Annotated in this window: 26 protein-coding genes; 11 read left to right on the forward strand and 15 right to left on the reverse strand. The window is 61.9% G+C overall.

Translation table 11 applies throughout. The annotated features are described in order from the left end of the window. Nucleotides 1-90 precede the first annotated feature (90 nt). Both EOA19_RS06035 and EOA19_RS06040 read left to right on the forward strand, forming a co-directional pair. Entirely contained in the window at nt 91-2,397 is a 2,307-nt protein-coding gene (locus tag EOA19_RS06035; protein ID WP_128303008.1) for a xanthine dehydrogenase family protein molybdopterin-binding subunit, read from the forward strand. Further along, nucleotides 2,394-3,371, forward strand: coding sequence for a DMT family transporter (locus EOA19_RS06040; RefSeq protein ID WP_128303009.1), 978 nt, complete (start codon nt 2,394-2,396; stop codon nt 3,369-3,371). Before EOA19_RS06035 ends, EOA19_RS06040 begins: the two co-directional genes overlap by 4 nt. Here the strand turns inward: EOA19_RS06040 and EOA19_RS06045 are convergent, their stop codons facing one another. Further along, nucleotides 3,372-4,184, reverse strand: coding sequence for a helix-turn-helix transcriptional regulator (locus EOA19_RS06045; protein WP_128303010.1), 813 nt, complete (start codon nt 4,182-4,184; stop codon nt 3,372-3,374). A 54-nt stretch (nt 4,185-4,238) separates the two neighbouring features. Beyond that, on the reverse strand, nt 4,239-5,108 hold the full coding sequence (locus EOA19_RS06050; RefSeq protein WP_128303011.1) for a uracil-DNA glycosylase: 870 nt from the start codon (nt 5,106-5,108) through the stop codon (nt 4,239-4,241). Nucleotides 5,109-5,460: 352 nt separating this feature from the next. Here EOA19_RS06050 and EOA19_RS06055 point away from each other — a divergent pair, with 352 nt between their 5' ends. Both EOA19_RS06055 and EOA19_RS35205 read left to right on the forward strand, forming a co-directional pair. Next, complete coding sequence (locus EOA19_RS06055) at nt 5,461-5,838, forward strand: hypothetical protein (protein WP_128303012.1); 378 nt, start codon at nt 5,461-5,463, stop codon at nt 5,836-5,838. Nucleotides 5,839-5,873: 35 nt separating this feature from the next. Beyond that, entirely contained in the window at nt 5,874-6,035 is a 162-nt protein-coding gene (locus EOA19_RS35205) for a hypothetical protein (protein ID WP_164892863.1), read from the forward strand. Nucleotides 6,036-6,222: 187 nt separating this feature from the next. Here EOA19_RS35205 and EOA19_RS06060 read toward each other — a convergent pair whose 3' ends face one another. Next, the gene (locus EOA19_RS06060) at nt 6,223-6,867 is read right to left on the reverse strand and encodes a hypothetical protein (protein WP_128303013.1); all 645 of its coding nucleotides are present in this window, start codon (nt 6,865-6,867) and stop codon (nt 6,223-6,225) included. Nucleotides 6,868-6,877: 10 nt separating this feature from the next. On the opposite strand from EOA19_RS06060, the gene EOA19_RS35210 reads away from it, so the two are divergent. From EOA19_RS35210 to EOA19_RS06070, 3 genes are all read left to right on the forward strand, one after another. Continuing rightward, a complete protein-coding gene (locus EOA19_RS35210; protein ID WP_155930595.1) occupies nt 6,878-7,024 on the forward strand; it encodes a hypothetical protein in 147 nt (48 codons plus the stop codon). Between the two features lie 63 nt (nt 7,025-7,087). Beyond that, a complete protein-coding gene (locus EOA19_RS06065) occupies nt 7,088-8,767 on the forward strand; it encodes an electron transfer flavoprotein-ubiquinone oxidoreductase (protein WP_127292621.1) in 1,680 nt (559 codons plus the stop codon). Nucleotides 8,768-8,896: 129 nt separating this feature from the next. Next, nucleotides 8,897-9,496, forward strand: coding sequence for a DUF922 domain-containing protein (locus tag EOA19_RS06070; RefSeq protein WP_023812834.1), 600 nt, complete (start codon nt 8,897-8,899; stop codon nt 9,494-9,496). Between the two features lie 4 nt (nt 9,497-9,500). On the opposite strand, the gene EOA19_RS06075 is transcribed toward EOA19_RS06070, so the two are convergent. The 5 genes from EOA19_RS06075 to EOA19_RS06090 form a co-directional block, all read right to left on the reverse strand. Next, the gene (locus EOA19_RS06075) at nt 9,501-10,517 is read right to left on the reverse strand and encodes an endonuclease/exonuclease/phosphatase family protein (protein ID WP_245486074.1); all 1,017 of its coding nucleotides are present in this window, start codon (nt 10,515-10,517) and stop codon (nt 9,501-9,503) included. 101 nt (nt 10,518-10,618) lie between these two features. Continuing rightward, a complete protein-coding gene (locus tag EOA19_RS06080) occupies nt 10,619-12,082 on the reverse strand; it encodes an AMP nucleosidase (RefSeq protein ID WP_245486076.1) in 1,464 nt (487 codons plus the stop codon). 116 nt (nt 12,083-12,198) lie between these two features. Further along, on the reverse strand, nt 12,199-12,393 hold the full coding sequence (locus EOA19_RS06085) for a hypothetical protein (RefSeq protein ID WP_128303015.1): 195 nt from the start codon (nt 12,391-12,393) through the stop codon (nt 12,199-12,201). A gap of 39 nt (nt 12,394-12,432) precedes the next feature. Further along, complete coding sequence (locus EOA19_RS35215) at nt 12,433-12,591, reverse strand: hypothetical protein (RefSeq protein ID WP_164892865.1); 159 nt, start codon at nt 12,589-12,591, stop codon at nt 12,433-12,435. A 225-nt stretch (nt 12,592-12,816) separates the two neighbouring features. After that, nucleotides 12,817-13,158 (reverse strand): DUF2147 domain-containing protein, encoded by a 342-nt coding sequence (locus EOA19_RS06090; RefSeq protein ID WP_023812839.1) that lies wholly within the window; start codon nt 13,156-13,158, stop codon nt 12,817-12,819. 449 nt (nt 13,159-13,607) lie between these two features. Here EOA19_RS06090 and EOA19_RS06095 point away from each other — a divergent pair, with 449 nt between their 5' ends. Together EOA19_RS06095 and EOA19_RS06100 are read left to right on the forward strand one after the other, a co-directional pair. Continuing rightward, on the forward strand, nt 13,608-13,874 hold the full coding sequence (locus EOA19_RS06095; protein ID WP_013532614.1) for a sel1 repeat family protein: 267 nt from the start codon (nt 13,608-13,610) through the stop codon (nt 13,872-13,874). Between the two features lie 394 nt (nt 13,875-14,268). After that, nucleotides 14,269-15,390: an ABC transporter substrate-binding protein gene (locus EOA19_RS06100; protein WP_127270990.1), complete on the forward strand. Its 1,122-nt coding sequence runs from the start codon at nt 14,269-14,271 to the stop codon at nt 15,388-15,390. A 76-nt stretch (nt 15,391-15,466) separates the two neighbouring features. On the opposite strand, the gene EOA19_RS06105 is transcribed toward EOA19_RS06100, so the two are convergent. From EOA19_RS06105 to EOA19_RS06135, 6 genes are all read right to left on the reverse strand, one after another. Next, nucleotides 15,467-17,449, reverse strand: coding sequence for an acetyl/propionyl/methylcrotonyl-CoA carboxylase subunit alpha (locus EOA19_RS06105; RefSeq protein ID WP_128303016.1), 1,983 nt, complete (start codon nt 17,447-17,449; stop codon nt 15,467-15,469). 280 nt (nt 17,450-17,729) lie between these two features. After that, nucleotides 17,730-18,098 (reverse strand): hypothetical protein, encoded by a 369-nt coding sequence (locus tag EOA19_RS06115; RefSeq protein ID WP_128303017.1) that lies wholly within the window; start codon nt 18,096-18,098, stop codon nt 17,730-17,732. 195 nt (nt 18,099-18,293) lie between these two features. Next, entirely contained in the window at nt 18,294-19,901 is a 1,608-nt protein-coding gene (locus tag EOA19_RS06120; RefSeq protein ID WP_128303018.1) for a carboxyl transferase domain-containing protein, read from the reverse strand. Between the two features lie 2 nt (nt 19,902-19,903). Then, nucleotides 19,904-21,067, reverse strand: coding sequence for an isovaleryl-CoA dehydrogenase (locus EOA19_RS06125; protein WP_128303019.1), 1,164 nt, complete (start codon nt 21,065-21,067; stop codon nt 19,904-19,906). Nucleotides 21,068-21,134: 67 nt separating this feature from the next. Beyond that, on the reverse strand, nt 21,135-21,785 hold the full coding sequence (locus EOA19_RS06130) for a TetR/AcrR family transcriptional regulator (RefSeq protein WP_128303020.1): 651 nt from the start codon (nt 21,783-21,785) through the stop codon (nt 21,135-21,137). Nucleotides 21,786-21,855: 70 nt separating this feature from the next. Next, the gene (locus EOA19_RS06135) at nt 21,856-22,140 is read right to left on the reverse strand and encodes an acylphosphatase (protein ID WP_128303021.1); all 285 of its coding nucleotides are present in this window, start codon (nt 22,138-22,140) and stop codon (nt 21,856-21,858) included. Nucleotides 22,141-22,303: 163 nt separating this feature from the next. Between EOA19_RS06135 and EOA19_RS06140 the strand changes: the two genes are divergently transcribed. Then, on the forward strand, nt 22,304-23,296 hold the full coding sequence (locus EOA19_RS06140) for a helix-turn-helix domain-containing GNAT family N-acetyltransferase (protein ID WP_128303022.1): 993 nt from the start codon (nt 22,304-22,306) through the stop codon (nt 23,294-23,296). 36 nt (nt 23,297-23,332) lie between these two features. Here EOA19_RS06140 and EOA19_RS06145 read toward each other — a convergent pair whose 3' ends face one another. Then, nucleotides 23,333-24,445 (reverse strand): pyridoxal phosphate-dependent aminotransferase, encoded by a 1,113-nt coding sequence (locus tag EOA19_RS06145; RefSeq protein WP_128303023.1) that lies wholly within the window; start codon nt 24,443-24,445, stop codon nt 23,333-23,335. A gap of 127 nt (nt 24,446-24,572) precedes the next feature. On the opposite strand from EOA19_RS06145, the gene EOA19_RS06150 reads away from it, so the two are divergent. Continuing rightward, nucleotides 24,573-26,252 carry a sulfotransferase gene (locus EOA19_RS06150; protein WP_128303024.1) on the forward strand — a complete coding sequence of 560 codons (1,680 nt, stop codon included), beginning with the start codon at nt 24,573-24,575 and terminating at the stop codon, nt 26,250-26,252. The last annotated feature ends 80 nt before the right edge of the window (nt 26,253-26,332 follow it).

Below are 26,332 nucleotides of genomic sequence, written 5' to 3' on the forward strand. Positions count from 1 at the left end.
CCGCGCTCTTTACACGAAACCGCCCCTCGACAAAACTGAGGCAATGCCTATTTCAGGCGTTCCTTCTCCTGTCATCATCACGAGGCATCCATGACCGTCGTCACACCGAAATTCGGCATGGGCGCATCCGTGCTGCGGCGCGAGGATGCCGCCTTCATCCAGGGCCAGGGCCGCTATACCGACGACATCCAGCCGGCTGGCGTCCTGCATGGCTATGTCCTGCGCTCGCCGGTCGCCAAGGCCAGCTTCACCATCGGTTCGACCGAGGCGGCGAAGGCAGCACCTGGCGTCCATCTGGTGCTGACCGGCAAGGATCTTGCCCATCTCGGCGATCTGAAATCCGGCGTCATGCAGGAACAGCCGGACGGCACCAAGGCTCCGACGCGCGACATCCCGATCCTGTGCCGCGACCGCGTCAACTATGTCGGCGATGCCGTTGCCTTCGTCGTCGCCGACAGCCGAGCCTTGGCGCAGGATGCCGCCGAACTGATCGATGTCGACTATGACGGCGAAGATGCGGCCTCCGGGACGGCAACGGCATTGGCCGAAGGCACGCCGCTGGTCTGGCCGGAGCTTGGTTCCAACCGCGCCTTCAGCTACCACATGGGCGACAAGAAAAAGACCGAAGCGGCTTTCGCCAAGGCCGCCCATGTCACCCGCATCGAGTTCGTCAACAACCGGCTGGTGTGCAACTACATGGAGCCGCGCTCCGCGATCGGCGAATGGAACGTCGAGGAGAAGCGCTTCGTGCTGACCACCGGGTCGCAAGGCGTGCACTCCATGCAGTATATCCTGGCCAGCGTGTTCAAGATCAAGAAGGACCAGCTGCGCGTCATCACGCCTGATGTCGGCGGTGGTTTCGGGCCGAAGAGCTTCGTCTACCGCGAATATCCGCTGGTGCTGGAAGCGGCAAAGCGGCTTGGCCGCCCGGTGAAATGGGCCGGCGACCGCACGGAACACTTCCTGACCGACGCGCAAGGGCGCGACAATTTCGTCACGGCCGAGATGGCGCTGGACAAGGACGGCCGCTTTCTCGGCATGAAGGTGGACCTGCTCGCCAACATCGGCGCCTATATCTCGCAATACGGTCCGTTCATCCCCTATATCGGCGTCACCATGTCGACCGGTGTCTATGATATCCAGGCGCTCGACGTCTCGGTGACCGGCCTCTACACCAACACCTGCCCGGTCGATGCCTATCGCGGTGCCGGCCGTCCGGAAGCAGCGTTCCTGCTGGAAAAGCTCGTCGACGCCTGCGCGCACGATCTCGGCCTGCCTGTCGAGGAGATCCGCCGCCGCAACTTCATCCGTCCGGAGCAGTTTCCCTACCGGACGCAGACCGGTCGCCTTTACGACAATGGTGAATTCGAAGGCCATATGGAGCGCGCCATCGAGCAATCCGAATGGAAAGCGTTTCCTGAGCGGCTGGCGCAATCGAAGGTCGGTGGAAAAATCCGCGGCCTCGGCATGGCGACCTATATCGAGGCCTGTGCCTTTCCGGGCTCGGAGCCGGCCTTCGTCGAACTCAATGGCGACGGCACGGTGACGCTGAAGATCGGCACCCAGACCAACGGGCAGGGGCATGCCACCGCCTATGCGCAGTTCCTGTCGGAAAAGCTCAATCTCCACATCGACAAGATCCATGTCCGCCAGGGCGATACCGATGAATTGAAGGCTGGCGGCGGCACCGGCGGCTCGCGCTCCATACCGCTGGGGGGTGTATCGGCTTCCCGCGCGGGCGAGGATCTGGCCAACAAGATCAAGCGCATCGCAGCCGACGAACTGGAGGCTTCTGCCGGCGACATCGAATTGTCCGACGGTGTCGCCCGCATCGTCGGCACCGATCGCTCGCTCGATTTTTCCGCTATCGCCAAGGCCGCCAAGACGCCGGACGATCTCAAGGGCTTTGGCGAGTTCGTGCAGGACGAATGCACCTATCCCAACGGCACCCATATCTGCGAGATCGAGATCGATCCCGACACCGGCGCGACCGAGATCGTCCGCTACACCATCGTCGACGATTTCGGCGTCACCGTGAACCCGATCCTGCTCGCCGGCCAGGTGCATGGCGGCGTCGTGCAAGGTATCGGCCAGGCACTGACCGAAGACACTATCTATGGCGAGGATGGACAGCTTTTGACGGCGAGCTTCATGGATTACGCCATGCCGCGCGCCGACAATTTCCCGTTCTTCCATTTCGAGACCCGCAACGTGCCTTCGACCACCAATGCACTCGGCATCAAAGGCGCGGGCGAGGCCGGCACCATCGGCTCGACCCCGGCGGCACTCAATGCGGTGACCGACGCGCTCTGGCGCGCTTATGGCGTCAAGCACATCGACATGCCGGCAACGCCCGCGCGTATCTGGGCGACGATCCGAGAAGCGTCGGGAGCGTGACAGCAGGCCCCGGCAGCCCCCCGGCCACAGCCAGCGATGATGCCGGCGGGCACGACACGCTTACCGGCATCATGCTCAAGATCGTGTCGGTGGCGGTCTTCGTCGGCATGCAGACCTGCATCAAAGCCGCAGGCACGGTTCCGGCCGGCCAGATTGTCTTCTTCCGCTCTTTCTTCGCCATCTTCCCGATCATCGCCTTCCTGGCTTTCAGGAAAGAACTCGGCACTGCCTTCACCACCAGGCGTCCGTTCAACCACATCGCCCGCGGCCTGGTCGGCGTCTGCGCCATGGGGCTCGGCTTTTTTGCGTTGACCCGACTGCCGCTGCCGGAAGCGATCACGCTGAACTACGCGCAGCCGCTGCTGGTGGTGGTGTTCAGCTCCATCTTCCTCGGCGAGGCCATCCGTGTCTATCGCTGGAGTGCGGTCGCGGTCGGCCTGGTCGGCGTGCTGATCATCTCCTGGCCGGAACTGACGCTGCTGAGTTCAGACGAGGCGCTCGACGACCAGGAAGTGCTCGGCGTCATGGCCGCTCTTGTCGCGGCGGCGATCTCGGCCGTCGCCATGCTCTTGGTGCGCAATCTCGTGCAAAGCGAGCGCACAGCGACCATCGTGCTGTGGTTTTCTGTGACGGCGAGCGTCATGTCGCTGCTGTCGCTGCCATTCGGCTGGCAGGCGCTGACGCCGCTCCAGGCAGCTCTCCTTGTTGCCGCCGGCTTCTGCGGCGGCCTCGGCCAGATCCTGATGACGGCGGCCTATCGCCATGCCGAGGCCTCGGTGGTGGCGCCGTTCGAATACACCTCGATGATCCTCGGCGTCGTCGTCGGCTATCTCGTCTTCGGCGACGTCGCCACGCTCCATATGCTTGTCGGCGGCCTGATCGTCGTCGCCGCCGGCATCTTCATCATCTGGCGCGAACGCCAGCTTGGCCTGGAGCGCACCCGCACGCGCAAGGCGTCTTTGCCTGAAGGGTGATTACGACAGCTCGGCTCGCTCCTTCGCCAACCGAACCAGCACTGTCCTCGTCTGTTCATCGGCGGGGAAAAACGATTCGATCGCCAGTTCCGAAAGCGTCACGTCGAGCGGCGTGCCGAAGACAGTGATGGTGCTGATGAACGACAGCACCTGATCGCCATGCGCCAGCCTGAGCGGATGCACGATGGCATTTGGCTCGACGGACACCGGCCGGCTGCCTTTCAAGCCGGACGGGTAACTGCGCAATTCGCGCTCCAATTCGACCAGCACAGGGTCACCGCTCGCGTCGTTCTGGTGTTTCAGGCGCTCGAGCAGATGCGTTCGCCATTCCTGAAGGTTGACGATGCGCGGTGCGATGCCGCCGGGATGCAGGCTGAGGCGAAGCACGTTGACCGGCGGCGTCAGCAGCGAAGCCTCGCTGACATCGTCAAGGAAGGGTGCAATGGCGGCATTGGCCGAGACCAGGTTCCAATGGCGGTCGACGGCGAGTGCCGGGAACGGCTCGTGGCCTTTGAGGACGATCTCGACGGCCGCCATCGCCGGCGCCAGCGTCGTGTCGGTCAGCGAGCGTTCGCCGAAGCTCGGCGCAAAACCGGCGGCGAGCAGCAATTGATTGCGTTGCCTCAGCGGTATCGACAATTGCTCGGCCAGATGCAGCACCATGTCGCGCGAGGGCGCGGCGCGGCCGCTTTCGACGAAGCTCAGATGTCGCTGCGAGATCTCGGCCTCCATCGCGAGGTCGAGCTGCGACATGCGGCGGCGCGTGCGCCACTCGCGAATGAGGCTGCCGGCGGAGGTTTGGGCTGTTGTCATGAGTGAATGACTAGGCCGGAGAGGCGTGCATTTCAATTACCTGCGAGGTTATCGCTAGGTGAGCGCGCGCAGCTTCGCCTTGACTTCGAGGAAATCCCGCCACGCCAGCTTCTTGTGCGACGGGGTTCGCAGGAGATAGGCCGGATGCAGCGTCGGCATGGCCGGGATGGCGATGCCGGACGCCGTCGTGTGGGCGCGCCAGTTGCCGCGCAGCCGCAATATGCCTTCCGAGGTGTTGAGCAAGGTCTTGGCTGACGGGCCGCCAAGGTTGATCAGCACCTTCGGATTGACCAGTTCGATCTGCCGCTCGATGAAGGGCCGGCAGATCTCGGTTTCGTGCGGCGTCGGCGTGCGATTGCCCGGCGGCCGCCAGGGAATGACATTGGCGATATAGACTGAAGTACGGTCGAGCCCGATCGCCGCCAGCATGCGGTCGAGCAGCCGGCCCGATCGGCCGACGAAGGGCAGGCCCTCGATGTCCTCGTCGCGGCCGGGTGCCTCGCCGACCAGCATGACGGCGGCTTCCGGGTTGCCGTCGGCGAACACCAGGTTCTTGGCGGTGGCCTTGAGATTGCAGCCGTCGAACGCCGCCATGTGCTGGCGAAGCTCGTCAAGCGTTGTTGCCGTCGTTGCCAATTGGCGGGCAAGTGCTGCCTGATTTTCGTCGGGAACCGTGGCCGACGGTGCGCGCAAAACAGGTGGCGCATTTGGCCTGTCGCCCCCTTCGGGGCGATTTGTCGAACGCGGCTGTGCGGCGGTGCCGCCCGCAGGCGCCGCGGTCGGCGCGCGCTCCGCCGGCTTTGGCGCAACCTCGGCAAACCGGTTCACCGGCTGGTCTTCAAGCGCCTCGTCGACGCCCGCGCTGGCATAAAAGGCCAGCAGGTCGGCAATATCAGGTCTGTTGTTTGGGGAAGCAGCAGTCATGGATTCACATTCGTCCGCGTGGCGGCAATTTGCAAGGCTGGCCTCTTGCTCCACCCCGTCGGTATGCGCGGATCCTGCACCAGATAGAAGGTCCATCTGGGCGTATAGTCGGTCATCAGGAAGGCGTGCACTTTTATCCCACGTGTCCATGCATCAAGAGTGGACCCGGAATGCGCACCTTCACCGAATGTATGCGTTCCAAACATGAGTCGAACAACGGAATTGTTGGACAGCGGTCAAAGGAAATAGTGCACTCTCACCGCATACTTGGGCGGCGCGCTGGTGGCAGGCTGAGATTCGGAGTAAAAGACAAGTGTGCGGGTGTCTGCACTTACACAGATCGGATATTGTAATGGCAACGGAGAAAATCGACAAACCAGAGGATTTCATAAATTCCTTTTCATTCCACGATGTTAGTTTGGACCGAATAAATATCGATTTCGATAGTCAGACTGCGAAGCTGGTTACACCGGATATGAATTGGAATTACGAAGGCAGCTGTGGATATGTTAAGAGACCGTGCAGCTTAATATTTGGAGGGGCAACCACGTATTTCATAGACGTTATTGATTTGGAAGGAGTAAGAATAGGAGACATAAGCACAAATCTCATAGGCGAATTGATTTTGGCAAATATTAATCTTAATCTTGGGGGCGGCAGCTCTGGCCGGGGGCGAGGTCGTGGCAGTATTAGTTTTATGTTTAAAACTCTTGAAATAGCCGACATGTAATACCCGCCCCTACCGCCACGGGCGTCTCTCAGCGAATGGATCGGAATCACACCCTCCGGCCCGCGCCTTCCAATGTGCTGGCCACGCGTCTGTCGAGCGGTAGCGCCGAGATCGAGGTGCAGCCGAATTTCGAACCGGTGTCCTACGTGATCAGCGATCTGACCGTCGTCACGCGGCTGCAGGGGATTCGGGGCTGATCGACCTCAACGCCGCTGACCAACCTGCTTGCCCAGCGTTTCGCCCCGCTTGGCGTTGATCCGGAGACGGCCAACTAGTTGGCGATCACAGTCGAATATTCCCGCAGCGGGGCCCGCATCTTTGCCGCAGCCGGGAGCGCAGGGAGCCACCGTTCGCGTGCCGGCATCGCTTAGATACCGGCATATTTCACCCCGTCGGTATGCGCGGATCCTGCACCAGATAGAAGGTCCAGCGCGGCGTGTAGTCGGTCATCAGGAATTCGAACCTGGCGGTTTTCAACGGGTCGACCTTGCCATTCCGGAACAGCAGCCGGTCATAGGGTTCGAAATCGCGATCGAAATCGGCGAAATTGCTCGACAAAATATTGTCCGGCGTCTTGTTGCGCTGGTCGAAGGAAAGCCCGTCGCCGAACACGCTCGGCCGATTCAGGATCTCCTGCAATTCGAACTGGAATTCGACCCAGGCCTGGCCGCTGTTGTTGAGCACATCGATGCGCATATACATCATGCCGTTTGCGAATTCGCCGGCCTTGCCGAAGGCCTGGATCGGCTTTGTCGTGCGGATCGTCAGCGTCACCGGCGTTGACGAATTCAGCTCTTCGGTGATGACGAACGGATCGCCCTTCGTCCCGATGCCCGAGGCGCCGGTGATGCGGAAGCCGCCAAGCTCGTCGGAGAAGGAGTAGGCGCCTGCCGCCCAGACCTTCACTTCGTCGGCGGCAGCGTGATGCGGCGCCAGCATCAGAAGGGCCAAAAGGAGCGCCCGGCGGATCCGGCCGGGCGGGAAAAGAAAGCGCGTCGATGAAAAGCCGGCTGGCCCAGGAATGCGCATGGCGTGAAGTATGGCCGATAAGCAAGCCGTCGAACAATTAAAAACGCGCGCCTCGCAGGCAATGCCGGGCGAAAAGCAGTCTTCCAGCCTCGCAATGCGCGACTTTTTGGCCAAAACGGCATTGTCACGTATGCGCCGGTTTCCTGTCGTCAATTGATGCGCTATGCAGCGCGGGAGCCAGCAAGATACCCGAATGGGATAAGCCAGTGCGGAGGGGTTGATGAGCGACATCGAACGCGAAAGCATGGAATTCGACGTGGTTATCGTCGGCGCCGGACCGGCGGGCCTCGCCGCTGCCATCCGCCTCAAGCAGGTCAATCCCGAGCTTTCGGTCGTCGTCCTGGAGAAGGGCGGTGAGGTCGGCGCCCATATCCTCTCCGGCGCCGTTGTCGATCCGATCGGCATCGACCGGCTCTTGCCGGGCTGGCGCGATGAGGACGGCCATCCCTTCAAGACGCCGGTCACATCAGACCATTTCCTGGTCCTTGGCCCTGCCGGCTCGTTTCGCCTGCCCAACATTTTCATGCCGCCGCTGATGAACAATCATGGCAACTACATCGTCTCGCTCGGCAATGTCTGCCGCTGGCTGGCGACCAAGGCCGAAGCGCTCGGCGTCGAGATCTATCCGGGCTTTGCCGCTGCCGGCCTGCTCTACAATGAGCAAGGCGCCGTCACCGGCGTCGTCACCGGCGACATGGGCATCGAGAAGGACGGAACGCACGGTCCGGGCTTCGCACCCGGCATGGCGCTGATGGGCAAATATGTGCTGATCGGGGAGGGCGCTCGCGGCTCGCTCGCCAAGCAACTGATCGCCAGGTACAAGCTTTCCGATGGCCGCGAACCGGGCAAATACGGCATCGGCCTGAAGGAACTCTGGCAGGTCAAGCCGGAGAACCACCGGCCGGGGCTGGTCCAGCATTCCTTCGGCTGGCCGCTTGACTTGAAGACCGGCGGCGGCTCGTTCCTCTACCATCTCGAGGACAATCAGGTGGCGGTCGGCTTCGTCCTCCACCTCAATTACAAGAACCCCTATCTGTCGCCGTTCGAGGAATTCCAGCGCTTCAAGACCCATCCGGCGATCAGCGGGACTTTCGACGGCGCCAAGCGCCTCGGCTATGGCGCGCGCGCCATCACCGAGGGCGGCTGGCAGTCGGTGCCGAAACTCTCCTTCCCCGGTGGTGCGCTGATGGGATGTGCGGCGGGCTTCGTCAACGTGCCGCGCATCAAGGGCTCGCACAATGCCGTGCTGTCCGGCATGCTGGCGGCCGAGCATGTCGCAGAGGCGATCGGTGCCGGGCGCGCCAACGACGAACTCGCTTCCTACGAGGAAGCCTGGCGCGCGACCGACATCGGCAAGGATTTGAAGAAGGTGCGCAACGTCAAGCCGCTGTGGTCGCGCTTCGGCACGATCGTCGGTGTCGGCCTCGGCGGCCTCGACATGTGGCTGAACACGCTGTTCGGTGTCTCGCCCTTCGGCACGCTGAAGCATGGCAAGGCCGACTATGCGACGCTCGAGCCTGCCGCCCAGCACAAGAAGATCGCCTATCCGAAGCCCGATGGCGTGCTGACCTTCGACAGGCTGTCCTCAGTGTTCCTGTCCAACACCAATCACGAGGAAAACGAGCCGGTCCACCTGCTTGTAGGCGACATGGAACTGCAGAAGCGGTCCGAGCACGATGTCTTTGCGGGCCCCTCGACGCGCTACTGTCCGGCCGGGGTTTACGAGTGGGTCGACAAGGATGGCAATGCCGCCGCCGATCCCACGGCCAAGGATGTGCGCTTCGTCATCAACGCGCAGAACTGCGTCCACTGCAAGACATGCGACATCAAGGACCCGAACCAGAACATCAACTGGGTGCCGCCGCAAGGCGGAGAAGGCCCGGTCTACCAGGGCATGTAGGCCCGCGCCGGCCACAGCGTGCAAAGACCCCGACGACGGCTCGGGGTCTCCCGTGGCATGTGAAACATTAGGACTGTTGAAACTGCCGCACGCTTATGGTTCCATTCCTTGACGATAAGGAGATGGCCAATGCGCCTGGCGGTTCTGGCATGCCTTGTGGCGATCGGTGCGCTGTTCGGTTTGGCTTCGGCGGCCTCGGCCGGCACCAGGGTGGTGGTCAAGACGCGGACCTACGACATCACCGGCAACACGGGGCTGGCGCTGATGCAGGCTATGGACCGCAAGGGGCCGAAGCACGGCTTCATGACGCATGCCATCGCGCTGACCGGCTACGCGGTGGATTGGGACCTTGACACCAGCCAGGACAATGGCGTTTGCCGCTTGCGGCGTGCCAACGGCACGCTCAATCTCTTCTATACGTTTCCGCGTGTCGCCTCGGCCACCACGCCGACGCTCCGGAAGCGCTGGACGCGGTTCTTCGCCGGCGTCCGCGCCCATGAGGAAACCCACGGCCGCATCGCCAGGGAGATGATGCGGGCCACGGAAAGATCGATCTCCGGCCTCAGGATTGCCGACGACCGGTTCTGCTACAAGACACGTCGCGAGGCACAGCGACGTATCAAGGCCACCAATGCCGCATATGAGGCCAAGCAGCTCGCTTTCGATGCGCGCGAGCATCGCGATGGCGGCCACGTCCAGCATCTCGTCATCGCTTTGGTCAGGCCCTGATCCTTCAGCCTGGCGTCTTATCGGTCTGGCTTATGGCCGCGGTCGCGGTTTCATGTTCATCAAGCGGCTTTTGCTGGTTCAGCCTGAGTGAGAACTCCACCAGGACCGGAAGGTGATCCGAGCCCGTGTCCTCCAGCCGTGTCGCGGAATGGATGGTCACGCCGCCCTTGCTGAAAACCTGGTCGATCGGCAGGCCGGCGAAGCGCCGCAGCAAGTCCGGCAGCTTGATGGGGATCCAGGTCGGATCGGCGGACGGCATCACGGTCAGCCCGCCAAGCGCCGCGACCCGCCGCACGGCGGCACTCCACGGCGCGGCATTGCAGTCGCCCGCCATGATGGCCGTCTCGCCGAGCGCGGAAAGCGGCTCCGTCAACTCGCCGATCTGCCAGTACTGCTCGCGTGGCCACGGCCAACTGAGATGGATCGCGGCGACATCCACGTCGATGCCGCCGAAGTCGACGGTCGCTGTCGCCATGGCGCCGCGCCTTTCGCAACGCGCCTCGGTGCCGGCGGCAAAGGGCCGCCGCGAAAGCAGCGCGACGCCGAATATGCCGTTGGGATAGGGACAGAGGATCCGGTATGGATAGGCGCTGCTGATATAGCCAAGCTCGGTCGCCCACATCGCCGATACCTCGTCCAGGGTGATCACGTCGGGACTGGTCCGGCCGATCAGCGACAGCACCTTCTTCGGCGTTGGATTGTCGTAGCGCAGGTTCATCTGCAGCAGCTTGTAGATCGCCCGGTCTTCGTTCTTGGCTTCATAGGCGGCCTGAACCGGCCACAGGCGGGAGAAGGACAGCGAGCCGGAAGTGGTGGCGAAGGCCGCCACGGCAAAAAGCAGTGCCACGGCCGCTTGCAGACGAAATGTCGTGGCCAGCAGCGGCAACGCGCAAAGCGCCATCAGCACGGCAAGGTGGACGCGGAAATGCGAGAAGGAATCGAAGGCCGGATGCAGCGTTCCGAAAAACCCGGCCACCAGCGCGATCGAACAGGCCAGCATTGCCAGGAATGCAACCGACATCAGCAATGTCCCGAAGCTCGCTCTCTCCATGCCGTCTGCTTATCGGCAGAAATGCGGCCCAATCAAGATGACGAAATGCCCATGCGATGCGTGGAACCGGCCTACTGGAACGCCGTTTCCGAAAAACTTCTGAGCTTGCGCGAATGCAACCGCTCCATCGGCATTTCCGCGAGCTTCTCCATCGCCCTGATGCCGATGGTCAGGTGCTGCGCCACCTGGCGCTTGTAGAATTCGGTCGCCATGCCGGGCAGCTTCAACTCGCCATGCAGCGGTTTGTCCGAAACGCACAGCAGCGTGCCGTAGGGAACGCGGAAGCGGAAGCCATTGGCGGCGATGGTCGCCGATTCCATGTCGAGTGCGATGGCGCGAGATTGCGACAGACGCTGGACCGGGCCACGCTGGTCGCGCAGTTCCCAGTTGCGATTGTCGATGGTGGCGACGGTGCCCGTGCGCATGATGCGCTTCAGGTCGTAGCCGGTAAGGCCGGTGACTTCGGCGACGGCTTCCTGCAACGCCACCTGGATCTCGGCCAGCGGCGGGATCGGCACCCAGACCGGAAGATCGTCGTCCAGCACATGGTCCTCGCGCACATAGGCATGCGCCAGCACATAGTCGCCCAGCGCTTGGGTGTTGCGCAGGCCGGCACAGTGGCCGAGCATCACCCAGGCATGCGGCCTCAGCACCGCAATATGGTCGGTGATGGTCTTGGCGTTGGAAGGCCCGACGCCGATATTCACCATGGTGATGCCGCCATGTCCCGATTTCTTCAGGTGATAGGCCGGCATCTGCGGCAGGCGCGGCGGTGCAACGCCTTCGCTGGGCGCGCTTTGCCCGCTCTTGGTGATGACATTGCCCGGCTCGACGAACTCCGTGTATCCGCCGCCGCCATTGGCCATCAGGTCGCGGGCGCGGGCGACGAACTCGTCGATGTAGAACTGATAGTTGGTGAACAGTACGAAGTTCTGGAACTGCTGCGGCGTGGTCGCCGTATAGTGCGACAGCCGGTGCAGCGAATAATCGATGCGCTGCGCCGTGAAGGGCGCCAGAGGCCTCGGCTCGCCAAAGGCGACTTCGAAGGTGCCGTTGGCGATCTGGTCGTCGGTGCCATCGAGATCCGGCACATCGAACAGGTCGCGGATCGGCCGCTTGATGCGCTCTGCCGTCGCGCCGTCGACATGGGTGCCTTCAAGGAAGGCGAAATGCAGCGGGATGGGTGTGGTCGATTCCGACACCGTGACCGCAACCCCATGATTGCGCATGATCAGGCGCAACTGCTCGACGAGGTAGCTTTCGAACAGGCCCGGCTGGGTGATGGTGGTGGAAAAATGCCCAGGCGTCGGCATATGGCCATAGGCCTGGCGCGAGTCGATCTGGGTGAATGAGTTGGTGGTGACGCCGATCTCCGGATAGAAGGCCCGGTAGCGCTTGCCATTGTCGCCGCCTGCTGCCGCCAGCTCTGCGAAGGAGTCGCGCAGGAATTTGGTGTTGCGGTCGTAAAGCGCCTGCAGTGCCTTGACGGCTTTTTCGGCGCTATCAAAGCTTTGCCGGCCAAAAGGCTCCGGCATGACGACAGATTCGATGGCTTGTGGGTAGATTCGCTTTTCCATGGCTCAATATAGAGACTTGGATCGGCACTTGGGAGGGGTGTCGCGACCGAAGGCGGCCAAAGCGCCGTTTTTCTTCAACCGCGCTGCAGGCTGACCAGGAGCACAAAGCCGACGCCGGACTTCTTCAGGGCAGGTGCGTCGATCGTCGAGCCGGCATCGGAGCGCATCATCGGCACGGCCAGAACCGGAGCGGCCAGAACCGCCAGGATAAGCGCCGCCCGCGGCAGAAGCCGAATGGTCTTGAGAGCGTTGGCGGCGATGCGGTTCATGGTGTTTCAGCTTTTCTTTTCGAGGTCTTGGTTCTTTGTTCAGTTGCGAAGATGGGTGGGGCAGGCGAGGCGGCAGGTTCCGGAACTGGCTTCGTCCCAGGCGCGGGCCGGACGGCCCGCTTCGGCGACGAGGATGGCGAAGAACATTCCAAACAGGCTCACCAGCAGGCAGACGATGGTGAAGCGGCGAGCAAGCATTGGGTCGGTCTCCTTCAACACGCCGGAGAATGCCCTGATGCAACTGAACCGGCTCTGATGCCGGCGTTCATCTGCGGTTCAAGATGGTTGACGGGGCTTCGACGGCGCCGGCGTCGGTTTGGATAGCCGCCGGCGGGTATCGAGCATCACCGGCGCAGGATGTGTCGACAAAACGAAAACGGGGCCCGTCGAGGCCCCGTCATCATGTCGTAAGGGTGCGGTCGATCAGAGCTTGTGCCAGGTCTGGCTCTTGCAGATCAGTCCGCCGAGCACGCAGCCGCTCATCTTGAGAGAGCTGCCCGACAATGTCGCCTTGCCCGAATAGGTCTTGTCGTTTGCCGGATCGGTGATGTTGCCGGCATATTTGTTGTCGCCCGTCGCCTTGAGCGAGCCGATGGTCTTGCCGGCATATTTCCCGGACCTGAGGGTGATGGAAAACGAGCCGCCGCCGGCGATGGCCGCGGTTTCGCCGGCCTGCGTCTTCCAATTGCCTTCGATCGGATCGGCCCATGCCGCACCCGCCACGATCAATGTGGCCGCAAGGGCCAGGCTCAGTTTTCGAAACATGTCTTCCTCCCTGTGGATGTCCGGCCGGACGCTCCGCCTCGCCGGTCTGCCGCTTACGCAAACGTAAGCTAATCCAGCTCCCGGCAAAACAAAAGCGGTGCCGTAGCGGAAGACTTTGGGATTTTGAAGCCGCCTGAAAGCGCCTCCTCGACGACGAAATGAAACGTTCGGCGCATCGCCTTTGTCTGCCGTGGTTAGCGAAGTCTTGCCTCCGCGTGAGAAAACTCTCGTCAAATTTGACGCAAGCAGGCTGGATTGCTGGGTTTGTATCCTTAACGAATTTCGGCGTTTACCTCTTGTTTTAGCTTTGTTTTCCTCAAATTAAGCACGCCATTTAACGGCGGATTCAAGCCTGCACGGCATTCTCGAAAGCATCGGAAGAGCAGCCGGCAAGACGAAAGAAGGCAGCTCTCGGAAGCCTGACAGGGGCCGGAAAACAGGGGATTGAAATGGCACGTTTTGAAATGCTTGAAGCAGGTTTCGGCGCCATGGGAGCAACTGCCCAGGCCGACATCCTTTTCGAATTGGGCATGATGTATGCGACCGGCCGCGATTGCGAGACCGATGTCGTTGCCGCCCACAAATGGTTCAACATCGCCGCAATCAAGGGCTCGGCCCGCGCCGCCGAGCTGCGCTCGGAACTGTCGGCCGCCATGTCGAAGGTCGAGATCGCCACGGCGCTTCGCGAAGCCCGCGAATGGATGACCATGCACTAAAATCTGCCAATCGCAGACAGGTCCATCGAAGACAGGGAAGCTCCGGGATCAAGGCCGCACAGACGGCCAGACCCGGCGAAATTGAAGGCCGCGCAAGACGGTCGCGAAGGCAAGAGAAAGAACGCGGCAGGCCGCAAGGCTCAGCTGTGCGCGACACGGGGAAGGCGAGCGGGATTCTTAGGCGCGAGAGCGCCCGGAGATTGCTCGACGGGCAAAAAAAGTCACGACCAGCCGGAACAAGGCTGGCGTGGCTTTTTGCGTGGATGACGTCTTGCAGGCCCAATCGAGCGGCGCCAATGCGCCTAGACAGGCTCAATGAAGGGTGAAATTGTCCGGCCTCTCTGGAAGAAGCGCGGCCGGGGCGGCCGCGCGTGAGTGGAGGAGTTCTACCATCATGAAAAAATTGAGTATTTTGAACGCGGCCATATTCGGCCTGATGTTGAGCACGCCGGTCGCATTCGCAGACGACATCACCTTTGCGGTGGTGGGCCCGATGACCGGACAGCTCGCCACCATCGGCGATCAGTTCAAGCAGGGCGCACAGGCTGCCGCCGATGCGATCAACGCCGCGGGCGGTGTCGACGGTCGTCAGATCAAGCTGAGCATCGAAGACGACCAATGCGATCCCAAGCAGGCCGTGTCGGTTGCCAACCGCGTCGTCGCCGATGGCGTCAAGTTCATCGACGGCCATGCCTGCTCGGGTTCCAGCATTCCGGCCTCGGCCGTCTATGCCGAAGCCGGCGCCTTGATGATGAGCCCGGCCTCGTCAAACCCGGTGCTGACCGATGCGGCAGCCAAGGCCGGCTGGCCGACGATCATGCGCCTATACACGCGTGACGATGCGCAGGGCGCCTTCATCGGCCCATGGATCGCCAAGAAGTTTGCCGGCAAGAATGTCGTCGTCCTGCACGACAAGAGCGCCTACGGACAGGGCGTGGCTGACGCCGTCAGGGCAACGATGAATGCCGGCGGCCTCAAGGAGGTCTACTATGACGGCATCAACGCTGGCGAGAAGGACTATTCGGCTCTCGTCACCAAGCTCAAGGACTTGAAAGCCGACGTCGTCTATTTCGGCGGCTACCATCCTGAAGCTGGCCTGATCCTGCGTCAATCGGCGGAACAGAACCTGAAGTTCCAGCTGATCATGCCGGACTCCATCGCCTCGCCGGAATTCTGGCAGGTCGCTGGCCCGGCCGGCGAGGGCACCATGTTCGTCTTCCCGTCGGATCCGCAGGCAAAGCCGGAAGCCAAGGCTGCCGTCGAGAAGATCAAGGCCGGCGGTTTCGTGCCGGAGGGCTTCACGCTGTTCTCATACGCCACCATCCAGGCATTCGCCGAAGGCATCAAGCGTGCCGGCAGCGACGACCCGGCCAAGGTTGCCGAAGCGTTGAAGAACGGCACGCCGATCAGCACCGTTGTCGGTGATGTCACCTTCGACGAGAAGGGCGATCTCAAGAATGCCAGCTACGACATCAACCAGTGGCATGACGGCAAATACGCGCCGATCGCGCAGTAATCGCCGACTTGGCGACCAAGTAGCGTAGAGAAATGGCCGGGTCCGTCCCGGCCATTTTCTTTTTACCTTCGAACCGTCAGCTGGCTACAGCGGTCGAGGCGGCTTGTTCCCCGACGAACCGCACCAGCACCGTCCCGTCGGTCACCTGCGCGCCCTCGGTGGCGATCTCGGCGATCACGCCGTCATGCGGCGCGGCGATGGTGTGCTCCATCTTCATCGCCTCGAGGATCAGCAGCGGCTGGCCCTTGATCACCGTATCGCCCTTTCCCACGCGCACCAGTTTGACCAGTCCCGGCATCGGCGCGCGCAGGCTGCCGGTGCTTGCCGCCGCCTCATCGGCCCGTGCCAACGGGTCCGGCACGGCGAAGGTGTAGCCAACGGCGCCTTCGAACACGGTGATGTGGCCTGGCCAGTGGGCGAGGCGTGATGTTGAGCGAAAATCATGCGAATTGGTGTCGTCATAGGGCTTGTCCAGCGCGACCTGGAAGCGCCCATCCGGCCGCACCGAAACCTTCGCCGCGATATCGTCTTCACCGAACTTCAACCATGTGCGTCGCGCCACGCTGTGGAAATGGGCATAACCGGCAAGCGACGACCACGGATCGTCTGACAACGGCGATGCTCCGGCCCCCGAGGCTGCGACTGCGGCCGCGGCTATGGTTTCTCCGCTTGGCGGCGCGACCTCGGTCAGCGCCGTCTGGTACCTGGCGATCAGGCTGGTGTCGACGTCGCCTGCGGCGAAATCCGGATCGGCGGCGAGAGCGGCAAGAAAGGCGGTGTTGACGGTCGAGCCGGCGATCTCGGTCCGGGATAGCGCCGCGCCAAGCGCTTCCAGAGCCGCCTGGCGGTCCGTGGCGTGGACGACCAGCTTGGCGATCATCGGATCGTAGTACGGCGAGATGGCGTCACCCGCCCGCACGCCGGTCTCGATGCGCATCGTGGCGCCTTGCGGGGCCGCGTCTGGAAATCTCAGATGATGCAGCGTGCCCGTTGCCGGCAGAAAACCTTTTGCCGAGTCCTCGGCATAGATGCGCGCCTCGAAGGCATGGCCGGTAAGCGCGATCTCGCTTTGCGTCTTCGGCAGCTTTTCGCCGCTGGCGACCCGCAACTGCCACTCGACCAGATCGGTGCCGGTCACCATTTCGGTGACGGGGTGCTCGACCTGCAGACGGGTGTTCATCTCCATGAACCAGAAGCGGTCGGCTTTCAGGCCTTGCGAGGCATCGACGATGAACTCGATGGTGCCGGCGCCTGAATAATTGATCGCCTTGGCGGCCTTCACCGCCGCATCCGTCATCGCCTTGCGCAAAGCCTCGGTCATGCCGGGCGCGGGCGATTCCTCGATCACCTTCTGGTGGCGGCGCTGCGCCGAGCAGTCGCGCTCGTAGAGGTGCACGGCGTTGCCGAAATTGTCGCCGAACACCTGCACTTCGATATGGCGCGGCTTGTCGACATATTTTTCGACCAGCACACGGTCGTCGCCGAACGCAGCTTTCGCCTCGCGCCGCGCGCTGGACAACGCTTCGGAAAACTCATCGGGATGCTCGACCCGGCGCATACCCTTGCCGCCGCCGCCAGCGCGTGCCTTGATCAGCACGGGATAGCCGATCTCGCGTGCCTTGGAGGCAAGTAGCACGATCTCCTGCGCCTCGCCATGGTAGCCCGGAACGACCGGAACGCCGGCTTTTTCCATCAGACGCTTGGCCGCGTCCTTCAGCCCCATGGCACGGATCGAGGCCGCCGACGGGCCGATGAAAATGAGCCCCGCCGCCGTCACCTGGTCGACGAAATCGGGATTTTCCGACAGGAAGCCGTAGCCGGGATGAATGGCTTGTGCGCCGGTAGTCAAGGCCGCGGCGATGATCTTGTCACCGCGCAGATAGCTTTCGCCGACGGGCGAGGGGCCGATATGCACCGCCTCGTCGGCCATCTCGACATGCAGGGATCTCGCGTCGGCATCCGAATAGACGGCGACAGTGCGCACACCCAGTTTCCGAGCCGTGCGGATGACACGACAGGCGATCTCGCCGCGATTGGCAATCAGGATCTTGGCAAACATGGAGCCTCCGCATGTAAGGCTCGCAGTCCATGGGAAGCAGGGCGCTTGAACACCCCTCTCTGTCCTGCCGGCCCCCGCAAGGAGGGAGATTGGCAGCTTTGCCCTCGCTGCGAACTTTCAATGTTGGAATTTGGCGAAAGCGATAGCGACAGTCGATCTCCCCCCATGCGGGGGAGATGTCCGGCAGGACAGAGGGGGGTACTGTCCAGCGAGCCATTCCAGCCCTCGGCGTAGACCTCTCCCTTACCAAGGGAGTGCTCTACCTTGCGGTCGGTAGTATCTATTTCGATGACGAAATTGCGCAGCCGCCACTCGCGGTCTTGAGCTTCCACCGTGTCAAGCCGGCCTGGCAATTGCGCAGCGCCGTCTCTTCCGCCGCCTTCTGGGACGGCGCGTTGAGCTTCGTCCCGCAGACAATGTAGAGGTCGACGACACGCGAATAAAAGGTTGTGGCGTAGGCCGAATGGCCGCTCGCCGCGACGTAGCCCTTGTAGGCAACGTTGCATTCGCCCGAACCCAAGGTCGGCGGAAAACGCACGTCTCCCTTGCGTCCCGCGAGCGATTCCGCCGAGCCGATGCCGGTCGATGTTAATATTAGAAATACAGAAAGTATCGAAGCAGCCGTTCCCTGGCAATATTTCAGTTTCATTTCCAGCCCGTCCCCATTGCCCCATGCTGGATAAGCAGTATCGAATATTTTGCCTCGCCGCCAGTTCACTGTTTGAGATTCGAAGCCGCCTATGCTGATGAATCGGTTGTTCCATACAGTTCAGCCTTTTCGCACGGCAGCAACGGCCTGCTGGTATAGTTCCGCCGTTTGTCCGTCGAAGTTGACCGTCCATTCTCACATCCGAAACACGCCGAAGTGCGTGTCCTCGATTTCGGCGTTGAGCGCAGCGGACAGGCTGAGCGCCAGCACGTCGCGGGTCCTCGCAGGGTCGATGATGCCGTCGTCCCAGAGGCGTGCGGACGAATAGAGCGGATGGCCCTCATGCTCGTATTTCATCAGGATCGGCTTCTTGAATTTCGCCTCTTCCTCGGCGCTCCATTCCCCGCCCTTGCGCTCGATGCCTTCGCGCTTGACCATGGCAAGCACCGTTGCTGCTTGCTCGCCGCCCATCACCGAGATGCGGGCGTTCGGCCACATCCACAGGAAGCGCGGCGAATAGGCGCGGCCGCACATGCCGTAATTGCCGGCGCCGAACGAACCGCCGATGATGATCGTCACCTTTGGCACGCGGGCGGTGGCAACGGCCATCACCAGCTTGGCGCCGTCCTTGGCGATGCCGCCTGCTTCATATTTTCGACCGACCATGAAGCCGGTGATGTTTTGCAGGAAGACCAATGGGATCTTGCGCTGGCAGCACAGTTCGATGAAGTGCGCCCCCTTCAGCGCGCTTTCGGAAAACAGCACGCCGTTGTTGGCGATGATGCCGACCGGCATGCCATGGAGATGGGCAAAGCCGGTGATCAGCGTGGTGCCGTAATTCTGCTTGAACTCGTCGAATTCGGAACCGTCGACGATGCGCGCAATCACCTCGCGTGCGTCATAGGGCTGGCGCAGGTCGGTCGGCACGATGCCGTAGAGTTCATCCGCCGGATGAAGCGGCGGAATCGATCTCTGTAAGTTTAGGCTTACAGTCTTGTTCCGATTCAGGTTTTTGACGACGCGGCGGCAGATGGCGAGCGCATGGTCGTCGTCCAGCGCATAGTGGTCGGCAACACCGGAGAGCCTGGTGTGCACATCGGCGCCGCCGAGATCCTCGGCGCTGACATCCTCGCCGGTCGCTGCTTTCACCAGCGGCGGACCGCCGAGGAAGATGGTCGCCTGGTTGCCCACCATGATCGTCTCGTCGGACATCGCCGGCACATAGGCGCCGCCCGCCGTGCAGGAACCCATGACGCAGGCGATCTGCGGAATGCCGGCTGCCGACATGTTGGCCTGGTTGTAGAAGATGCGGCCGAAATGCTCCCGGTCGGGAAACACCTCGTCCTGATTGGGCAGGTTGGCACCGCCGCTATCGACGAGGTAGATGCAAGGCAAATTGTTCTGCAGCGCGATCTCCTGCGCCCGCAGATGCTTCTTCACCGTCAGCGGGTAATAGGTGCCGCCCTTCACCGTGGCGTCGTTGACGACGACCATCACCTCGGTGCCCTCGACGCGGCCGACGCCGGCGATCATGCCGGCCGACGAAATCTCCTCGCCATACATCGACCAAGCGGCGAACTGGCCGATCTCGAGGAAGGGTGAACCGACATCCAGCAATTGCGCGAGGCGCTCGCGCGGCAGGAGCTTGCCGCGCGAAACATGCCGCTCGCGCGCTTCCTCCGAGCCGCCGCGCTCGACGGTGGCCGCCTTCTCCGCAATGTCGGCGACCAGCGCCCGCATGCGCTCGGCATTGGCGCGGAATGCTTCGGAGGAAGGGGAGATCTGGGTTTGCAATGTGGCCATACCTACACCCCCTCCGCCATGATCTCGCGGCCGATCAGCCAGCGGCGGATTTCGCTGGTGCCGGCGCCGATCTCATAGAGCTTGGCGTCGCGAAGCAGGCGGCCGGTCGGATAGTCGTTGATGTAGCCATTGCCGCCAAGCAGCTGGATGGCGTCGAGCGCCATCAGCGTCGCCTTCTCGGCGGCAAACAGCACGCAGCCGGCGGCGTCCTTGCGTGTCGTCTGGCCGCGGTCGCAGGCTGCGGCGACGGCATAGACATAGGCGCGCGCGGCGTTCATCGTCGTGTACATGTCGGCCAACTTGCCTTGCACCAGCTGGAACTCGCCGATCGCCTGGCCGAACTGCTTGCGCTCGTGCACATAGGGGACCGCCACGTCGAGGCACGCCGCCATAAGGCCGATCGGGCCGCCGGCGAGCACCGTGCGCTCATAGTCGAGGCCAGACATCAGCACCTCGACGCCGCGCCCTTCCTCATGCAGCACATTGTCGAAGGGCACCTCGACATCCCTGAACACCAGTTCGCCGGTGTTGGAGCCGCGCATGCCGAGCTTGTCGAGCTTTTGCGCCACGGAAAACCCGGCAAAAGCCTTCTCGACGATGAAAGCGGTGATGCCGCGCGATTTCAGGTCCGGGTCGGTCTTGGCGTAGACGACCAGGGTCTCGGCGTCAGGCCCGTTGGTGATCCACATCTTGGTGCCGTTGAGCACGTAGCGGTCGTTGCGCTTTTCGGCGCGCAGCTTGAGCGAGACGACGTCCGAGCCGGCGCCGGATTCCGACATCGCCAGCGCGCCGACACGCTCGCCCGAGCACAGTGGCGGCAGGAATTTTTCCTTCTGCGCCGTCGTCGCCCAGCGGTTGATCTGGTTGACGCAGAGATTGGAGTGGGCGCCGTAGGAGAGGCCGACCGAGGCCGAAGCGCGCGAGATTTCCTCGACGGCGATCACATGCGCGAGATAACCCATGCCGCTGCCGCCGAAATCGGGGTTGGCGGTGATCCCAAGCAGGCCGAGCGCGCCGAGTTCGCCCCACAGATGCGCCGGGAATTCGTTCGAGCGATCGATGTCGGCGGCGATCGGCGCAATGCGATCCTGGGCGAAGCGCCGCACCATGTCGCGCAGCGCCTCGATCTCCTCGTCATGCCCGAAGCTGAGCGTGTTGGTGTACATTTTTCTCCTCCCTGCGCCTGACCCCGAAAAATCGACTTTGATTTTCGGAAAGGGATCATGCGCGAAATCAAAATGCTGCAGCGTCCTTTGCGCGTCCGAAGGGACGCGCGGCGCTGTAGGCGTCGATCTTCGCGCCGACGAGCCGCATTGTCATTGAAAGATATGTCGTGGTCACTTCCGCGATGGACAGCCGTTCGCCCGGCCGAAACCAGACGATGACGCCGGTCATCATCTGGATCAGCGCCATGGCCGTCAGCCCGGTGTCGTCGATGCTGAAAGCGCCCGTCTCGTCGCCGTCGCGCAGGATGGCGCGCAACTCCTTCTCGTAAGCCGTGCGCATACGCAGTATCTGTGTCAGCCGTTCGGGCGACAGACTGCGCAATTCCATGTTCGACACATGCGTGGCGTGCCGTCGCTCGATATGAAAGGCGATGTGATTGCGCACATAGGCGGAGAGCAGTTGCGCCGGATCTCCATCCGCCGGCCGGGCTGCTTCCCATGCTGTGGCCAGACCTTCCATGTGCTCGCGCATCAGCGTGAACAGAAGCTCTTCCTTGGTTGGAAAGTAGCGGTAGAGCGCGGCTGCCTGGACGCCGACCTCGGCGGCCAACTGGCGCATCGACATCGCTTCGTAGCCAAGGCGCGCGATGAGGTTGACCGCCGCCTCACGGATGGTCGCTTCTGTCTTTTCGCCATCGGACCCAGCGGTGCGTGCCATGTCAGCTCCTCTGCGAAGCAATAATAAAACGAACGTTCAATTAATTCAAGACGCCAATCCAAACTCACCTTCATGCAACGATCCTGAACCCAACAGAGGCGTTTTCTGCCACCAACTCCTCGATGTCGACCTTGGAAACAGAAGCTCCGGCCGGCCCTTCCCAGAGGCGCTTGATCATTGTCGAGACCGCTTCATCAAGGCCTGCAATTTGCGTCGTTACGGCCCCATCCGCTTCATTGCAAACCCAGCCCGCAAGACCAAGGCCTGTGGCCTCATCCCGGGCCCATGCTCTGAAGCCGACGCCTTGCACATTGCCGTAGATGCGCGCCTGCACTTTCCTGCGATGACCAGTCATGAATCTCTCCAAGCCTGTCTCGTTAAAATCTGGTGCATGGCTCAGGGAATGCAACATGAGAGTTGCGCGCACGACGCAATAGCTGGGCCCTCTGGCTTTGAAATTTCATTGACTCAGTCCATTAATTTTGAAAAATGGAGCTGCCCTATTGGGAGTTGGCTGGATGTTGGACGAACGCAACGCATTGGTGGCCGATGTCAGGCGCTTCAATCGCTTCTACACGCGCACCGTCGGCCTTCTCGACGAGACGCTGACACAAAGTGCATTCACTTTGACCGAGGCGCGCGTGCTGTTCGAATTGGGTCACCGCAGCAACCCGGCTTCCGCCGAAATCGCGGGCGAGCGAGGTTTCCTGGCTGGGGCTTTTCGGCTGGAGAATGGCCCGGCGGCCTCCGAAATATCAAGACAGTTGCGTGTCGATGCCGCCTATCTGACGCGGATCCTGCGCAAGTTCGCGGGCCAGGGGCTGACCGAGGCCAGAACGGACCCGGCTGACCGGCGCCGAAGGGTACTCTCGCTGACCCCACGGGGCGAGGCAGCGCTTGCCAGGCTGCAGGCGGCGGCCGATCGGGACACGGCGCGGCTGATCGAAAGCGTCCCCGACGACAGGTTGCATGAACTGCGCAGCGCCTTGCGCAAGGCGGGGGAATTGCTGGGCGATCCCACCCGTGAAAGCAGCGAGGTTACGTTGCGGCCGCATCGCGTCGGCGATGTCGGCTGGGTCGTGCAGCGCCAGGCCCAACTCTATGCCGAGGAATATGGCTGGACGATCGAGTTCGAGGCCATGCTGGCCGAGATCGGCGCCGATTTCATTCGCAATTTCGTGCCCGGCCGCGATTTCTGCTGGATCGCAGAGCGCGGTGGTCAGCCGGTCGGCGCGGTGTCCCTTGTTCATCAGGACGACGAAGTGGCCAAGCTGAGAATGCTGCATGTCGAGGCGTCGGCGCGCGGCCTCGGCATCGGCAAACGACTGGTCGCGGAATGCGTGAACCAGGCCCGGGCTTGCGGCTACACCAAGCTGGTGCTGTGGACCAACGACATCCTCGTCGCGGCGCGCGCCATCTACGAACGTGCCGGCTTCACGCTGGTCTCGCAGGAGCACCACCACAGCTTCGGCAAGGATCTGACCGGCCAGACCTGGGAAATGGATTTGTAGGCAGCTTTTGCTGCTGGGCTGCTTGCAGACGCAACCCTAGTTTCCCCGCGCCGTTGCCAGCGCGCCAGGCAACTCCTCGGCAAAAATATCGAGTTCGTGATCGAGGCCGACGCTGACGCGGATGCAGCGGTCGAGCCGTGGCACCATCGGCTTGCGGATGAAGACGTCGCGCGACAGCAGGCCTTGCAGAACTTTCAGCGCGAAGGCGCCATCGCCGCAGGAATCGATGGTGACGAAATTGGTCGCCGACGCCAGTGGCTTCAACCCGTTCGCTTCGGCAATGCCGGCGATGCGTCGGCGGCCGGCCGCGACCCGCGCCACCACGCTTCTGAGATAGTCCTGATCGGCGAGCGCCTCTACGCCGGCGATCTGCGCCATGCGGCTGACGCCATAATGGTTGCGGATCTTCTCGAAGTCGCGGATCACCTGGGCCTCGGCGATCGCATAGCCGCAGCGTATGCCCGCCAGCCCATAAGCCTTCGAGAAGGTGCGCATGCGGATGACGTTTGGCCTGGAGATATCGATCGGCGGCAGCGCCGAGGCCGGTCCGAGTTCGCTATAGGCCTCGTCGAGCACCAGCATGGTGGTTTGCGGCAGCGCCTCGATGAAGCCGATGATCTCGCTCGCCTCCCACCAGCTGCCCATCGGATTGTCGGGGTTGGAGAGATAGACCAGCGGGGCCTTGTCCCTGCGCACCGCCGCCAGCAGGCCGTCCAGGCTTTCTTTGTCGTTCTCGTAAGGGACCATCACCAGCCGTCCGCCGACACCGGCAATGTGGAAGTTGAAGGTCGGATAAGCGCCGAGCGAGGTGACCACAGCATCGCCGGGCGCGACATACATGCGTGCCACCAGGCTGAGCAGGCCATCTATGCCTTCGCCGACAACGACGTTCTCGGCCTTTACGCCGTGATGCACGGCGACCGCCACCTTCAGATCGTGATTGTCGGGATCGCAATACATCCACATGTCGCCGGCGATCTCGGCCATGCGGGCGATGACGCGCGGCGAGGGACCAAAGCTGCTCTCATTGGCGCCGATGCGGGCGCGGAAAGCGCGGCCACGCTCGCGCTCCTGCGCTTCGGGGCCGACAAACGGCACCGTCGAGGGAAGCGCTGCGATGAGCGGCATGAGGGGAGGGCGCTGATGCATGGTGGAAGCTCGCTTGCAAAACGGTCTTCTTGCTAGCGTGGAGGCATGTTCGGTGCAAGCCGACAATGCCGCACAGGATAACAATGCCGCACTGGATTTAGCCGATCCATTTTGTTAGCAGAATAGAATGAGCAACCGATTGCCGCCAGCTTGGGCTAAGCACCTTAATACCCAACCAGCGCCGAAGGGCGCACCGCCGAAGATTGGGCAACCGAATCCTAAGCCTGCAAAAGCAGCTCCGTCTCGCGCTCAGGCCAACGACATGATGTTGAGGCAGGCGCTCGAATTCCAGCAAGAGAATCGACTGCCTGATGCGGAAGAACTCTGTCATCGCGTCCTGGCGAGAACGCCCGAACATCCGCTGGCCCTTTATATACTGGGAACGCTGGGGATCGGGTACGATGACGAAAAGGTCCTACGGTATTTTGCTCGGGCGATCGCGCAGGAGCCTTTAAATCCCTACTATCACCTAAGCCTCGGTCAAGCCTATTTGAGGCTCAGCGAGTTTACACCGGCGATCAAACACATTCAGCACGCACTGACGTTGAAGCCGGATCTGGTGGAAGCGCTTTGCGCCTTGGGCGATGCATACAATTCGTTTGACAAGGGGGAAATGGCGCTGCCGCTCTTTGAGAAGGCGCTCAGGGTCGATCGAGATCATCCCATGGCCCGGTTGGGGCTGCCTCGTGCGCTGGCAAGCCTCGGCCGTATGGACGAAGCCGCGGTTCATCTCAAAGAGGCAATAGATCGGCGCATCGCGATACCTGCTGCCTACAACGCACTTGTACGCACGCACAAATTCACTGAAGAGCCACCAGAACTCGCTGCGATCCTGACGGAGCTTCAAGACCCCGACCACGGGTCCAAGGGAGCGACGGCGCTGCATCACGCGGCCGGAAAGTTGCTCAACGACCTCGGTCGCTACAAGGAGGCGATGAGACACTTCAGAAGAGGAAATCAAGCCGGCGGCAGCAGGTTCGATCTTCAATCCTATCGTCGTTGGATCGACGCCCTGATCGAAACATTTACACCGGATTTGGTGGCTTCAAGAGCTGCTTGTGGCAATGTCTCGGAGGTGCCCGTGTTCGTAGTCGGGATGCCTCGCTCGGGCACAACACTGACTGAGCAGATCTGCGCCAGCCACCCCTATGTTCATGGCGCTGGCGAGTTAACAAAGCTTAGACGCACATCGAATGGACTCGATCTTAGGTATGGATCCGGAATAAGCCCAGGTGAGGCGATCGCATCGATGACTCCACAGCTGTCCAGGGCGCTTGCTGCGGAACATCTTGCCTATCTGCGCGAGCGGGCCCCCGATGCGCTTCGAATTATCGACAAGATGCCTCACAATTTCGAGCTGGTCGGCCTGATTGGCATCCTTTTCCCCAACTCCCGCATCATTCATTGTCGCCGCGACGCCATTGATAACTGTATCTCTTGCTTTGTCCTTCAATTCAATGAAGCGCATAGCTACAGCGCCGATCTGGAGACACTGGGGCTTTACTACAGGGAGTATGATCGTCTGATGCGGCATTGGGACAAGATTTTCCCGGGCCGTATCTTCGAAAACCGGTACGAGACATTGATTGAAAATCAAGAAAAGCAGTCGCGCTGTCTCATAGATTATCTCGGACTACCTTGGAACGATATCTGCTTGCGCTTTTTTGACAGGGGCGGCTCCGTAAACACCTATAGCAATTGGCAGGTCCGCCAGCCGATCTATAAGTCTTCCGTCAAGCAGTGGAAGAATTACGAAAGCGAGATCCAGCCCTTGATCGATGCCCTGGGCGATCTGGCCCATATCTGATCTGAATCTGGAAATTCAAGCATCGTCAGTCGACACCGCGTCGCCTGCTCCGGCAATCTGGGCAGTCCAGCCATTGGGCA

The organism is Mesorhizobium sp. M7A.F.Ca.US.010.02.1.1 (assembly GCF_004023085.1).
Taxonomy (GTDB): Bacteria; Pseudomonadota; Alphaproteobacteria; order Rhizobiales; family Rhizobiaceae; genus Mesorhizobium.